A 13,024-nucleotide genomic window follows, 5' to 3' on the forward strand; every position below is an offset into this window, starting at 1 on the left:
TTCACTCGATTGGAGAGTCACCATGAACGCCATCACCCAAACCGAAGCCCGCGCCGTCAATACCGCCGCAGCTATTCCGCTGGAAGCTGCCGACCCGACCAAGAACCTGATTCTGGTTCCGCTGTCGCGGCTGGTGCTGCGCCCCGCTGGCCGCAACGTGCGCAAGACCCCGCGCATGTCCATTCCCGAACTGGCCGCATCCATCCAGCGTGTGGGTCTGCTGCAAAACCTGATCGTGATCGCATCCGCCGATGGCGAGCATTACGAAGTTGTGGCCGGTGGCCGTCGCCTCGCCGCGTTGAAGCTGCTGGCGAAGAAACACCGCATCGCCAAGGATTGGGAGGTGCCTTGCCTGCTGGTGGCCGATGGCACGGCCCGCACGGCCAGCCTCACCGAGAACGTGCAGCGCGAAGCCATGCACCCGGCAGACCAGTTTGAAGCCTTCGCGGCGCTGGTGGCCGAAGGCCGACCCATCGAGGACATTGCGGCGGATTTCTCCGTTACGCCGCTGGTGGTGCAGCGCCGTTTGAAGCTGGCGAATGTCTCGCCGCGCCTGATGGCCGACTACCGGGCCGATGCCGTCACGCTCGATCAGTTGATGGCCCTTGCCATCACCGATGACCACGCCGCGCAGGAAGCCGCGTTCTACGATGCACCGCAGTGGCAGCGCCACCCATCCCACTTGCGCGAACGCCTGACCGAAAGGGAAATCGACGCCTGCCGGCATCCGCTGGTGCGCTTTGTCGGGCTGGACAGCTACGAGGCCGCAGGCGGTGGCGTGCGCCGTGACCTGTTCGCGGAAGATGATGCGGGTGTGTATCTGACCGATGCCGCGCTGCTGGAACGGCTGGCGCAAGACAAGCTGGCGGGCATCGCCGCCACTGTCCGCGCCGAGGGTTGGGCCTGGGTGGATGCCACGCCGGGCGTGACCCATGCCGACCTGCACGCTTTCCAGCGTGCGCCGAGAGAGCGGCGCGAGCCGAACAAGCGCGAAGCCGCACGCATCGAGAAGCTGCAAGCCCGGATGCACCAACTGGCCGAAGCCGTGGATGCCGCGCTGGACGCCGACGACGAGGACAAGGCCGACGCCGACGCCTTGCAGGAGGAAGGCGAAGCCGTGGGCGAACAGTTGCAGGCGCTGGAAGATGGCTTGCAGGACTACGGCGCGAACGTGAAGGCCGCAGCCGGTGCCATCGTCACCATCGACCGCAACGGCGAGGCCGTGATTCATCGCGGCCTGATGCGCGAGGCCGAAGCCAAGGCGCTGCGCACGCTGGAAAAGCTGCGCCAGGGTTTCAGCGACCCGGACGCCGCGAACGATGACGAGGGCGAGGACGGAGACGACGACAGGCAGCCCAAGACCGCCGCCATGTCCGACCGGCTGGCGCAACGCTTGAGCGCCCACCGCACCGCCGCGCTGCAAATCGAAGTCGCACGGCATCCGCAAGCTGCGCTGGCAGCTGTGGTGCATGGCATGGTGCAGACCGCCTTGCAGGAAAGCCGCTACGGCCGCAGCCGTGATTCTCTGCCGCTGGGCGTCGGCCTGAAAGTGCAAGACCGGCTGGAAGGCATGGCCCCGGACTGGCCGGGATCGCCTGCCGCCGTGGCGCTGCGCGAACTGCAACAGGTAGCGGGCGAAGCCTTGCCGGACGACAGCGCCGAATTGTTCGCCGTGCTGCTGACGAAGCCGCAAGACGAGCTGGTCAAGCTGCTGGCCGTGTGCGTGGCTTCCACGGTGGACGTGGTGACGCCTCGCGCCACGCCGCACCAGCCCGGCGAAGAACTGGCGCAGGCCGTGGGCCTCGACATGGCCGCATGGTGGCAGCCGACCGCCGAAGGCTACTTCAAGCATGTTTCCAAGGCCGTGATTCTGGAGGCCGTGGGCGAGTTCGCGCCGGAATCCGTCACCCGGCTGGGTAAGCTCAAGAAGGCCGACATTGCCAGCGAAGCCGAGCGGCTGGCCGATGGCACGGGCTGGATGCCTGCCATCTTCAAGGCCGCAGGCCCGCAGCAGGCAGTGCAGGAAAGCGCGCAGGAGGAAGGCCCGGAGCAGGACGCCCCGGAGGATGCCGAGGCAATGGCGGATGAAACCGCCGAGGCGCTGGCCGCTTGACCCGCGCCGAAGGCAAGCGCCCCGGCTTCGACCGGGGCGCTTCGCCGAAAGGAGAAGCCCCCATGACCCGCATCACCAGCAGCCGCCAGCGCATGGCGGCGATCTACGCCCCCGGCACAACACGCGCCCGCCGCTGGCACGGCGATGGCGACGTGCGCGGCTACCGCCCGCCCTCGGGCTGGTCGGCCCGCGCTGACCTCACCGACATTCATCCCATCACGGGTCGCGCCTTGGCTCGCGCCGTGTGGTGGATCATCGAGACGAAGGAATAACCATCGTCAGCACCGCGCCCAGGCCGTTCCGTCCTGGGCGCGGTGTTGAAGCCGAACAGCCGGAACATCACGCCGCCGCCCTCGCTCTGGCTCGGGCGGCGGCGTTGCAGGCATCGCGGTGGTGCGCGATGCCAGTATGTGCCGATCGGGTCAATCGGCTATTTCTGCTATGCCACACTTTCCGGCATGAGTATCAGCACCACCATGAAGACTTGGGCCAAGCGCATCAAACGCGATGGCGTGACGCTGTGGTTTGCCGGCAAGCATCCCCGCACGCCTTGGTATGCCAAGGCGCTGGGGTTGTTCGTGGTGGCCTATGCCCTGAGTCCCATCGACCTAATTCCAGACTTCATCCCGGTGCTGGGCTATCTGGACGATGTGATTCTGTTGCCCGTGCTGATCTGGCTGACCGTGAAGCTGTTGCCGTCCGAGGTGCTGGCGGAGTGCCGTGTGCAGGCCGATGAATGGATGCGAACAGAAGGGGCCAAGCCAAGGAGCCGATTCGGGGCCGTGATGATCTTGATGCTGTGGCTGGCGATGGGGGTGGCGTTGTGGCTCTGGCTCAAGCCGCATCTGTAGGCTGTTCATGATGGCGTACTGAATGGGCTGGGCGTGTCGGCGCAATGCGCCGCCGGGCTTTCGGGCTGCGCCCCGTGCCGACTTCGCCGTCACGGCCATTCGGCGTCAATCCCTCACGCCTTCGCGCCTGCGGCGCTGCGCGCTGCGCTTGCCTCCAGGAGAAAGCCCAGCGGGCTATCCCCGCCGCGCGATGCTTGGCGCCCCTCAATGCTGCCGAACCGGCGAAGCCGGATCGGCTTGGCCAGCGCCCCGCCGCAGTGGACGGTACGTTGGCGAACACGCTGAGACTTGCTGCGGCAGGTTGTGCGAATGCGTGCCGTCCTCAACGCTGGCGGTTCGTGCCCATCACGTCATGAAGGACGGCTCACGGACATCCCGCCCGGCATCGCCATGGAACTTCCACGCCACGCCTCAAGACCAGCGCCGCAAAGTGCGGCAGGGGCGTTCTCGCCCGTCGTTGGGGTATTGACCTGGCCCGCGTCTGGGAGCGAGCCGGTGCAGCCTTCGTGCGGGAATGCCGAGCCGGCCCTGTCTCCTTTCGGTGCGGTTCGGCCCAAAGCGTCCTTGTGTTGTTGTGAATCCTGGCGGGGGCGCGGCTGCGCCTCGGGCTTCCTGGCTGCAACCGTCCAGCGAAAACAATTTCCCCTCTGCTGCGCAGATTCCTCGCGGGACAAATTCTTTTCGCCTCCCGGCTCTCCACTGCGTTGCGACCGCAAGCGGTGCAGCCCGCCCGTCCCCCGCCGGCCGGATCACAACAAGGACGCGATGGGCGCGAACCTTGTTCCACCAAAAGGAGATCCATCATGGCCAACATCGGCACCTTCACCGCAGACAAAGACGGCTTCACCGGCACGCTTCGCACCCTGACGCTCAACGTCAAGGTCAAGCTGGTGCCCAACGACAAGGGCGACAACGAGAAGGCCCCTGACTTCCGCCTGCAGGCCGCCAGCCACGACATCGGCGCGGCGTGGAAGAAGACCAGCGAGGCCGGGCGGGAGTACATCTCCGTGACCCTCGACGATCCTTCGTTCCCGGCCACGGTCTACGCCCGCCTGATCGAAGACGAGGACGGCACGCACGACCTGATCTGGTCGCGCAGCAAGCCCCAGGCGGCCTGACGGCCGCCAGCGCCCCGCCCACGCGGCGGGGCGCTGTGTTGCGAATGCTGCGCTGTATCGGCAAGCAGAATGGCTTGGCAGTGTGCGGGATGTGTCTTGCCTGGCTACCAAGCAATGGCTTGAATTGGTAGAGGTACATGCGGGGCGGGTCGGTGCTGCGCACCACCGGGCTTTGCGGGCTCCGCCCCGTGCCGACTACGCCGTCACGGCCATTCGGCTCCAATCCCTGCCGCCTTCGCGCCTGCGGCGCTGCGCGCTTCGCTTGCCTCCAAGGGATCGGCGCCAGGCCCATCCCCGCCGCGCGGTGCTTGGCGCCCCTCGATACCGCCGAACCGGCTGGCACCGGATCGGCCTGGCACGCCCCGCCATGATGGCGGGGCTTCGGCGGCTATGCCTGGGCTACCGCCAGCAGTTCTTCGGCCTTGCTCATCAGCACTGCCGTGCTGCATTCGAGTGCGCTGGCGATCTTGAAGATGATCGCCAGCGTGGGCATGTGCTCGCCACGCTCGACCTTGCCCATGTGCGAACGCTCGATGCCCGCGAGGTGCGCCAGCGACTCCTGCGCGATGCCGCGCTCCGTCCGCAACGCGCGCACCGCCGCGCCGAAGGCTTGCGCCAGTTCGGCATCGAAGGTGGTGGCGCCCGCTGGCCGGCCGCGCTGGATGGATCGCTTCTGCATGGACAGAAGCGTCAAGTCGCAGCACAATTAAAACCACGTTATCTTTAACTCTTTCACGGCTCTGGCCTTATTCGTGCTTTTACGGAAATCCGCTTTTGCGGATTCCGACAGAACCGGAGAACCGCCTACGTGCCTTTCCAGATTTCTACAATTCTGTTTTTGCGCTTTCGTGTTTCCAAGGCTTTGGTGGAACACGCATCCGTGCTTCGGCGCGGAAGCGCAAAACCGGCAATCCATGTTGGAACAGGAGCACCACGATGAACGCTCCCCTCGTCACCGATGCGCAGCGCGCCGCGCTGCTGGAGAACGGGCGGCGGGCCGCCGCCGGTGAACCGCACGACCCGTTGCCGGTCGTGCGGCTGTTCACCCCCGACGCGCACGCCATCTGGCTGCTGGCCTCGCTCGATCCTGCCGATGACGATACGGCGACCGGCATCATGGACGTGGGCATTGGTATGCCAGAGCTGGGCCGCATCAAGCTGTCCGACCTGGCCTCCATCGTCGGCCCGAACAAACAGCCCGTGATGCGGGATTTGTATTTCCAGGCAGTGCGCCCGTTGTCGGAATACCTGCGGCTGGCCCAGGAGAACGGTTCCATCGTTGATTGAACCGTTCGCGCTCCGGCCAAGCCGGGCGCATTCAGACTATTTCGGTCTTGCTCCAGACCTTTTCGATCTGAATTCGCACTCTGCTTCAAACCCGAATATCTGTGACTGAAACAGTCACGATCTTTCGCGCGGCTTGCGGCACGGTGTTTTATGCCGCGTGACATTTTTGGGTCAGGCGGCCGTCGCATTCAGACGGATTTCGCAACTCGCCGGAGCCTATCGGTCTTGACACCAGAAGTTACAGCTTAACCGGATTTCCACCTTGATTTGAGGCTCCCGCATGTTCGCCGCCGTGGCGACGTTCCTGCTGTTCGACAGGAGCTTTCGTCATGGTCAGCCCTCACCATTTCGCGCACTGGTATCCCACGGCCGCTTACCTCTACGTCCTGGGGCTGGACACGCTCGCACTGGCCTGGGAGTACCTGCGCCGCCATCCTGATTACCGGCTCGACTGGCTGCGCCGTGCGCGTCGCTCTGATGCTGGGCATCGCTGGGGCTTGCGCCTGCTGGAAGACCCGGCGCTGGATGCGCGTGACGCGCACCCGGCCTGGCTGCCCGGCCACACTGGTGTGGTGCAGCTCTACCCTGATGCTGATCCGCCGCCCGACGCCGCCGCATTCGACTTCTGGAACATCCCCGGCCACAAACACCTGCTCCACGACGGCAAGCGACTGGCGCTGATCGCGCGCAGCCCCGGCCAGTGCCTGCGCTTCGCGCTGGCGCCCGGCCTGGAGGACGGCATGGCTGTCGCCTATGCCCATCACGGCGGTGCTGCCGCACCTGCACGCGGCCATGCGCCCGGTGCGGCGCTGGCCGATGCGCGGCCCCGGCCATCGCATTCGGCCTTGCTGGAACTGCACACCTTGCAGGCGCTCGACGCGGCCCTGACGGGCGCGTCCTTGCGCGACGTGGCCGAAGGTTTGTTCGGCGTGGATGCCGCGGCTGGTTGGTACAGCGACGGCGGCCTGCGCTCCAAGGTGCGCCGCCTGACGCGGCGCGGCGATGCGCTGATGCGCGGCGGCTATCGCCGCCTAGCACAGCTTGCTCCGCTTGAGAAGGGTCGTTTTGAAGGCCACGCAAAACGACCCTGAGCAGGAGAGCTTCGTTTTCTGAGACTGCCTCCATCCGGTTGCGCTGTGTGGCCGGAGCTTTGAAAGCTATGGAGGTTCTCACCATGCGTCCCGCTCCCTTGCGGCCTGCCGCCGCTCCCGCAACCACCTCGACCGCTACCGCGCAACCGCAGCGTTATCTCACCAACGACGAAGCTGCCGACTACCTGCGGCTGTCGCCGCGCACACTGGAAAAGCAGCGCGTGCTGGGTGGCGGCCCCAAGTTCCGCAAGTTCGGCCGCCGCGTCATGTACGCCGTGGCCGACCTCGATGCCTGGGCCGCCGAGCGCAGCTACGAAACTACGTCCGATCCCGAATACGCCGAGCAGCACTCGGCGGACAGCCGTGCGCGCTGATCGTTGGCGAGCGGGTGGCCTTCGCCATGTCCAGCCCTGCGCTGCCGTCCCGGCAGCGGCCCGTGCCAGAGCGCGAACAGCTCGACCTGTTCCGCGCCCTGCCGGGCGACATGGCACCGCGCGACAGCCAGGACTTGATGGCCTTTCCGTTCTTCTCGCTGGCGAAGTCGCGGCGCGTAGCGCCTATCGACTTCCAAGCCAGTGGGGTGACGATCCGCGTGGAGGGTACACAGGAGCACGGCATCGCCACGATCTGGGATGCGGACATCCTGATCTGGGCTGCGAGCCAGATTGTGGAAGCGCGCGACGCGGGCCTGCGCCCGTCGCGGCTGATGCAGGCCACACCCTACGAGATCCTGCGCTTCATCGGGCGCGGTACGTCGCTGCGCGATTACCAGCGTCTCAAGGCCGCGCTGGATCGGCTGCAGTCGACCACGGTGGCCACATCCATTCGGGAGACCACAGGAAGGCGGCTGCACCGCTTCTCGTGGATCAACGAGTGGAAGGAACTGGCCGATGCCAAGGGCACGCCCTTGGGGCTGGAGCTGATCCTGCCAGACTGGTTCTATGCCGGCGTGATGGATGCCGCCCTGGTGCTGACCATCGACCCAGCGTATTTCCGGCTCACGGGCGGCATCGAGCGGTGGCTGTACCGGCTGGTGCGAAAGCACGGTGGGCGACAGCCGGGGGGCTGGCAATTCGACTTCCAGCACCTGTACCGCAAATCGGGCAGCGTGGCGCGGTACTACGACTTCGCCGCCGACCTGCGGGCGCTGGTGGCTCGGCAAGCCTTGCCCGGCTATCGCCTGGGCATCGAATACCTCAGCACTGCTGCCGCGCCGCTGCTGACGTTTCGGCCCGTGCCGCCCACGGCACGGGGATAACTGCGGCAAAGCCTGTGGACGGGCTCGTGCTATCAGGCAACAGAAGTATCGTGCTATCAGGCAACGAATCCTCGTGCTATCAGGCAACAAAATCGGCCGCAAACCCAATGCTGGCGCGGGTTTCGGCCTCTCTTAACTTATCTAACTTAATTCCTAACATTAGTAGTAGCAGTGCGGCGTTTCGGTGGACAACCACCAAACGGCACGCGCGGGCCAGTGATTTTTGCCACCGGCAAGCCGGTTTTGCAGGCCGATCAAAGGCAGGTTTTCCAGCAAGGAGGGCTGCGCCATGATCGTCGCGCTGCTCAATCAGAAAGGCGGCGTGGGCAAGACCACGCTCGCCACCCACATCGCCGGCGAGCTGGCGATGCGCGGCCAGCATGTCGTGCTGCTGGACGCCGACCCCCAAAGCTCCGCGCTGGACTGGACGCAGCGCCGCAGCCAGCAAGGTTTGCCAAGGCTGTTCAGCGCCGTGGGCCTCGCACGCGAAACCCTGCACCAGGAGGCACCAGAACTCGCCAGGCGGGCCGATCACGTCGTCATCGACGGCCCGCCGCGCATCGCCGCCTTGGCACGCTCCGCGCTGCTGGCGGCCGAGCGCGTGCTGATCCCGGTGCAGCCCAGCCCCTACGACCTGTGGGCCAGCGCTGAGATGGTGGCGCTGATCCGCGAGGCGCAAGTCTTTCGGCCTACGCTGCGCGCGGCCTTCGTCATCAACCGGCGCGTCAGTACCACCGTCATCGGACGCGAAGCACGCGGCGCGCTGGCTGAGCAGCCGCTTCCTGCGCTGCGCGCGGAAGTACATCAACGCATCGTGTTCGCCGACAGCGTGGCCGCTGGCCGGCTGGCACGCGAGACGGCACCGGACAGCGCCGCCGCGCGCGAAATCACTGCGCTGGTGGACGAACTGCTGCGGTGGCCGACATGACTGCGAAGCCGCCACCGAACAGCAAACGCACGGTAAAGCGCGTCGGCATCGGCGCGCGTCCGCCCGCGAATCCGCACGCCGAGGCGTGGATTCGCCAGGGCGACGCCGATGCGCTGGGCAAGGGCGACCTCTATACGGCCCGCCTCACGCTCGACATCACGCCCGCCATGCGGGCGCGCATCAAGGTGTCGGCCTTCACGCAGGGCGTGACCGTGGCCGACCTGCTGCGCGGCCTGCTGGAGCGGGAGTTTCCAGAACACCGCAGGGAGAACACGCCATGACTGCATCCGCTTCGTCTGCCCCCGCGCCTGTTGCCTTCGCGGCCACGGCTGCGCTCGCAGCACCTTCCGGCCAGCCTGCCAGCGCGCCGCTGACGCGCGTGGCGCTGGCCTACATCGAACCGCGCTTCAAGCTCTACCTGCGCTTCGGCGAACCTGCGCGCACGCACCAGCTCGACCGCTGGCGGCGCTGCGCCGTGTTCCTGCCGGGCGCCATGTTCTGCCGCATTCGCTGGCAGGCCAACGACTACGGCACGATCCGCTGGCAGCTCATGGTGATGCAGGCTTGCACGCCGCTCGATGCGGCGCAGCGCATCCCCGGCGTTCAGCCGAGTGCACGCCTGCTGCTGCACGTCGAGGGCGACAACCAGGTGCGCGCCGTGCTGGAACGCATCGCCGCTATCGAGGCGCTGGGCATCGCGCCCGCTACCGCCTCGCCCGCGTACTGGCGCACGCTGGGCAACCGGCTCGCTGCGCGCTTGCCGTTGCCCGAATACAGCGCCGAGCGGCACGCCGCCTGGCTGGTCGGGAGGGCGCTGCCATGACCGCTGTTTCCACCGCCGGCACAACGCCGCGTTCTCGCTCGCGCCTGCGCGCTCGCCTCGTGCTGGCGGGCCTGTCCGCCTGCGGCCTCGCTGCGCTGGCCTGGGCGTCTTTCGTGCATCCACTGCCGCGCCTGACCTACAACCCGTCCGACAGCGTGGCGGTCGGTTGGTATCGCGTCGATCCACTTGACCATCGCACCAGCTCGCTGCCACGTCCGTTGTCCGTGGGCAGCATCGTGCTGGTGCCGCTGCCCGCAGAGGCCGCCGCGCTCGCTGCGCAGCGCGGCTACCTACCGACGCGCATCCCGTTGCTCAAGCGCGTGGGCGCGGTCGCGCCGCAGGAGGTGTGCATCGCTGACGGCAAAGTCCGCATCGACGGCGTGCCTTCGGCCGCCGTGCTGTCTGCCGATCGCTGGGGCCGGCCGCTGCCATCCTGGCCGCAGTGCCGCCGCCTTCGGCCTGGCGAGCTGTTTTTGCTCAGTGCGACTAACCCGGCGTCATTCGACAGCCGGTATTTCGGGCCGGTCAGCGCCGCCGCCGTGATCGGCGTTGCACGTCCGGTCTGGCTGGAGTCACGCCCATGATCGCCGCCGATTCGCTGCGCATCATCGTGCCATCGGGCGTGTCGTTCTGCTGTTCGTCCCCGTGTCGTCGCGCGTGCAGTGCGGGTGCATTCGCACCGCACTTCGCGCTGCCTCCGGTGCGGCAGTCCAACGTGCAGGCGTCTTGCCTCGAACGCGCCCGGCCTGCGGCCGTGTCTGCGTTCGCCGGCGCGCAGGCTGCTCGCGCAGCAGCGCCGCCGGGCCGCCGCTGCCCTGAGCGCCAGCGAGGGGCAAAGGCGGAAGGCAAGACAAAAGGACGCGGCACGGGGCCGCGTCGAAAGCCTGTCTGCACGTGGGGGTGGCGCGGCACGGAGCGGCTTCGCCGCCGTGCCGCGTGGGGCGCGAGGCCCGCGCCGATGCAGGCGTGCCCGCGTGCTTCGCACGCCCGGACACGCCAGAGCTTGCAGGGAGCGCAGCCATGACCGACCGCCGCGATGACGATTTCCGCATCCGACCCAGTGCCCCGAAGAACCGGGGCCAGGGCTTCGTCTCCAGGGTGCTCAAGCAGGCAGGCAAGGCCAGCAGTGGCAAGTCGTCGATGCGCCGTCCCGCAGCCGGCGGCAGCAGCGCACGCGCTGGCCAGCGGCCCGGCTCTCGACTAGGGCGCGGGCATACGGCGGCACGCTTCGCAGGCGCGAAGCTCACGCCTATGTCGCGGCGCGTGACCATCAAGACGTTGCTGGTCAACCAGCAACGGGCCAGCCCGCAATCACTCGCCAAGCACCTGCGCTACATCGAGCGCGACGGCGTGGGCCGCGATGGCGAGCCGGGCCAAGCCTACGGGCCGCTGACCGATGCCGCCGACCTCGACGCCTTCAAGGAACGCTGCGCCGACGATCGGCACCATTTCCGCTTCATCCTCTCGCCGGAGGACGGCGCGGAGCTGGAAGACCTGCGCACCTACACGCGGCACCTGATGGGCCGCATGGAAGCCGACCTGGGCACGGGCCTCGATTGGGTAGCCGTCAACCACTGGAACACCGACAACCCGCATACGCACATCGTCGTGCGCGGGCGCGACGACACCGGCAAAGACCTCATCATCGCGGGCGACTACATCGCCGACGGGTTCCGCCATCGTGCCGCCGAACTGGCGACCGAACGGCTGGGGCCGCGCACCGAACTGGAGATCCAGCAGACCTTGCGACGCGAGGTGGATCAGGAGCGGTGGACGAGCCTGGATCGCACCTTGAAGCGCGAGGCCGGCGATGATGGCCTGGTGCATGTCGAACGGCTCAATGAACCCCGACTGCAACGCCAGCGCTTGCTGCTGATCGGCCGCCTGCAACGCTTGCAGCTCCTGGGCCTGGCTGACGAGATGCAGCCGGGCACCTGGGCTGTCCATGCCGATGCCGAAAAGACCCTGCGCGCCCTGGGCGAGCGTGGCGACATCATCCGCACCATGCAGCGGGCCATGCGCGGCGAGCCGCGCGAGCTGGCGGTGTTCGAGCCGGGCCAAGATGCTGATGGAGGTGGCCGAACCATTCTCGGCCGCGTGGCAGCGAAGGGGCTGGCCGACGAGCTGCGCGACCGGGGCTATCTGGTCATCGACGGCGTGGACGGCAAGGCCCACTACGTCGCGCTCAACGCACACGATGAACTGGCGAACTATCCGGCCGGCGCCGTAGTGGAGGTGAAGGGATCGGCCGACGTGCGCGCAGCCGACAAGAACATCACCGCACTGGCGAGCGGCGGCCTATACCGCACCGACCATCACCTGGCCGTCGCGCAGGGTCAGGCCGTGCCGGGCCGTGATCCGCAGGAAGTCGTCGCGGCCCACATCCGCCGACTCGAAGCCCTGCGCCGCGCCGGCATCGTGGAGCGCGTGGCCGAAGGGCTATGGAAGGTGCCGGACGATCTGCCCGAGCGTGGCCATCAGTACGACGCGCAGCGCCTGGGCGGCGTGGCCGTGGAACTGAAATCGCACCTGCCCATCGAGCGGCAGGCCCGCGTCATCGGGGCTACCTGGCTCGACCAGCAACTGATCGGCGGCGGCTCGGGCCTGGGCGACCTCGGCTTTGGCGGCGAGGCCAAGCAGGCGATGCAGCAGCGCGCCGACTTCCTGGCCGAACAGGGACTGGCCGAGCGGCGCGGGCAGCGCGTGATCCTCGCCCGAAACCTGCTGGGCACGCTGCGCAGCCGCGAGCTGGCGCAGGCCGCCAAGGACATCGCCGCCGAAACCGGCCTGGAGCACCGCCCGGTGGCCGACGGCCAGCGCGTGGCCGGCATCTACCGCCGCAGCCTCATGCTCGCCAGCGGTCGGTATGCGATGCTGGACGACGGCATGGGCTTCAGCCTGGTACCGTGGAGGCCAGTGATCGAGCAGCGGTTGGGGCAGCCGCTTGCGGCGACAGTGCGTGGCGGAACGACCTCATGGGAAATCGGGCGTCGGCTTGGGGTTTCTTTGGGCTAGTCACTTGAGGCTATGTGCCCCATGAACATGGCCCCTGCGCGTCGCCGGTTCGTGCAGATGGCGCGATGCTGAGGACAGCTCGGTCAAGATGCCGCACTGGCTGGCCTGCTGGGATTCACGGCAGCGTTCCCGCAAGGTCTTGAGCTGTCGTTCCAACGCTTTCAATTCCTTGATGCGGGTAGCCACATGGTCGATGTGCTCGTCGAGCAGGTCGTTCACCTGGGCGCAGTTCTCGTGCGGTGCATCCTTGAAGCGCAACAGAACCCGGATTTCATCCAGCGTCATGTCCAACCCCCGGCAGTGCCGGATGAAGGACAGCCGGTCAACGTGTTCTTCTGCGTACATGCGGTAGTTGCCATCCGTACGGGCCGTTTCGGGTAGCAAGCCTTCACGCTCGTAGTACCGGATCGTCTCTACCTGGGTATGTGCGGCCTTAGCCAGTTCGCCGATTTTCATGAGTTCATCTTCAGCGGTCGCGGGTTTTTCTCCAAGGCTCATTGTAGGCGCTTGACTCTGTAGTGGGTACAGGGTTTCCAATCT

The 13,024-nt window shown here is 67.1% G+C and carries 16 protein-coding genes; 13 read left to right on the forward strand and 3 right to left on the reverse strand.

The genetic code is table 11. The annotated features are described in order from the left end of the window. The first annotated feature begins 22 nt into the window (after positions 1-22). The 4 genes from CJ010_RS23615 to CJ010_RS23635 all read left to right on the forward strand — a co-directional run bounded on the left by CJ010_RS23615 (position 23) and on the right by CJ010_RS23635 (position 4,082). The gene (locus CJ010_RS23615) at positions 23-2,113 is read left to right on the forward strand and encodes a ParB/RepB/Spo0J family partition protein (protein ID WP_066788719.1); all 2,091 of its coding nucleotides are present in this window, start codon (positions 23-25) and stop codon (positions 2,111-2,113) included. 62 nt (positions 2,114-2,175) lie between these two features. Continuing rightward, positions 2,176-2,385: a hypothetical protein gene (locus CJ010_RS23620; RefSeq protein WP_059400219.1), complete on the forward strand. Its 210-nt coding sequence runs from the start codon at positions 2,176-2,178 to the stop codon at positions 2,383-2,385. A 45-nt stretch (positions 2,386-2,430) separates the two neighbouring features. Then, positions 2,431-2,964 carry a DUF1232 domain-containing protein gene (locus CJ010_RS23625; protein ID WP_240794452.1) on the forward strand — a complete coding sequence of 178 codons (534 nt, stop codon included), beginning with the start codon at positions 2,431-2,433 and terminating at the stop codon, positions 2,962-2,964. Positions 2,965-3,767: 803 nt separating this feature from the next. Then, positions 3,768-4,082, forward strand: coding sequence for a DUF736 domain-containing protein (locus tag CJ010_RS23635; RefSeq protein WP_009523266.1), 315 nt, complete (start codon positions 3,768-3,770; stop codon positions 4,080-4,082). A 388-nt stretch (positions 4,083-4,470) separates the two neighbouring features. Here CJ010_RS23635 and CJ010_RS23640 read toward each other — a convergent pair whose 3' ends face one another. Next, positions 4,471-4,761, reverse strand: coding sequence for a helix-turn-helix domain-containing protein (locus CJ010_RS23640; protein ID WP_009523267.1), 291 nt, complete (start codon positions 4,759-4,761; stop codon positions 4,471-4,473). A 257-nt stretch (positions 4,762-5,018) separates the two neighbouring features. Between CJ010_RS23640 and CJ010_RS23645 the strand changes: the two genes are divergently transcribed. The 4 genes from CJ010_RS23645 to CJ010_RS23660 all read left to right on the forward strand — a co-directional run bounded on the left by CJ010_RS23645 (position 5,019) and on the right by CJ010_RS23660 (position 7,718). Beyond that, complete coding sequence (locus CJ010_RS23645) at positions 5,019-5,369, forward strand: DUF2958 domain-containing protein (RefSeq protein WP_009523268.1); 351 nt, start codon at positions 5,019-5,021, stop codon at positions 5,367-5,369. Between the two features lie 329 nt (positions 5,370-5,698). Next, positions 5,699-6,460 carry a DUF2285 domain-containing protein gene (locus tag CJ010_RS23650; protein ID WP_009523269.1) on the forward strand — a complete coding sequence of 254 codons (762 nt, stop codon included), beginning with the start codon at positions 5,699-5,701 and terminating at the stop codon, positions 6,458-6,460. Between the two features lie 83 nt (positions 6,461-6,543). Further along, positions 6,544-6,834, forward strand: coding sequence for an AlpA family transcriptional regulator (locus CJ010_RS23655; RefSeq protein ID WP_103245942.1), 291 nt, complete (start codon positions 6,544-6,546; stop codon positions 6,832-6,834). 26 nt (positions 6,835-6,860) lie between these two features. Next, positions 6,861-7,718 (forward strand): replication initiator protein A, encoded by an 858-nt coding sequence (locus CJ010_RS23660; RefSeq protein WP_059400232.1) that lies wholly within the window; start codon positions 6,861-6,863, stop codon positions 7,716-7,718. A 159-nt stretch (positions 7,719-7,877) separates the two neighbouring features. Here CJ010_RS23660 and CJ010_RS25595 read toward each other — a convergent pair whose 3' ends face one another. Beyond that, the gene (locus CJ010_RS25595) at positions 7,878-8,009 is read right to left on the reverse strand and encodes a hypothetical protein (protein WP_255581933.1); all 132 of its coding nucleotides are present in this window, start codon (positions 8,007-8,009) and stop codon (positions 7,878-7,880) included. Here CJ010_RS25595 and parA point away from each other — a divergent pair. The 5 genes from parA (at position 8,008) to CJ010_RS23695 (ending at position 12,484) form a co-directional block, all read left to right on the forward strand. Then, positions 8,008-8,646, forward strand: coding sequence for a ParA family partition ATPase (parA, locus tag CJ010_RS23670; RefSeq protein ID WP_059400215.1), 639 nt, complete (start codon positions 8,008-8,010; stop codon positions 8,644-8,646). The genes CJ010_RS25595 and parA overlap by 2 nt on opposite strands. Continuing rightward, on the forward strand, positions 8,643-8,927 hold the full coding sequence (locus CJ010_RS23675; RefSeq protein WP_009523273.1) for a hypothetical protein: 285 nt from the start codon (positions 8,643-8,645) through the stop codon (positions 8,925-8,927). Before parA ends, CJ010_RS23675 begins: the two co-directional genes overlap by 4 nt. Next, positions 8,924-9,469, forward strand: a complete 546-nt coding sequence (locus tag CJ010_RS23680) for a DUF2840 domain-containing protein (protein ID WP_027477922.1) — start codon at positions 8,924-8,926, stop codon at positions 9,467-9,469. The genes CJ010_RS23675 and CJ010_RS23680 overlap by 4 nt, the downstream gene beginning before the upstream one ends. Continuing rightward, positions 9,466-10,053 carry a S26 family signal peptidase gene (locus CJ010_RS23685; RefSeq protein ID WP_027477923.1) on the forward strand — a complete coding sequence of 196 codons (588 nt, stop codon included), beginning with the start codon at positions 9,466-9,468 and terminating at the stop codon, positions 10,051-10,053. Before CJ010_RS23680 ends, CJ010_RS23685 begins: the two co-directional genes overlap by 4 nt. 436 nt (positions 10,054-10,489) lie before the next feature. Beyond that, positions 10,490-12,484 carry a relaxase/mobilization nuclease and DUF3363 domain-containing protein gene (locus tag CJ010_RS23695; RefSeq protein ID WP_024537629.1) on the forward strand — a complete coding sequence of 665 codons (1,995 nt, stop codon included), beginning with the start codon at positions 10,490-10,492 and terminating at the stop codon, positions 12,482-12,484. Here CJ010_RS23695 and cadR read toward each other — a convergent pair whose 3' ends face one another. Continuing rightward, on the reverse strand, positions 12,485-12,940 hold the full coding sequence (gene cadR / locus CJ010_RS23700; RefSeq protein WP_024537628.1) for a Cd(II)/Pb(II)-responsive transcriptional regulator: 456 nt from the start codon (positions 12,938-12,940) through the stop codon (positions 12,485-12,487). Positions 12,941-13,024: the final 84 nt, after the last annotated feature.

The sequence above is a fragment of the Azoarcus sp. DD4 genome, assembly GCF_006496635.1.
In the GTDB taxonomy this organism is placed as follows: Bacteria; Pseudomonadota; Gammaproteobacteria; order Burkholderiales; family Rhodocyclaceae; genus Azoarcus.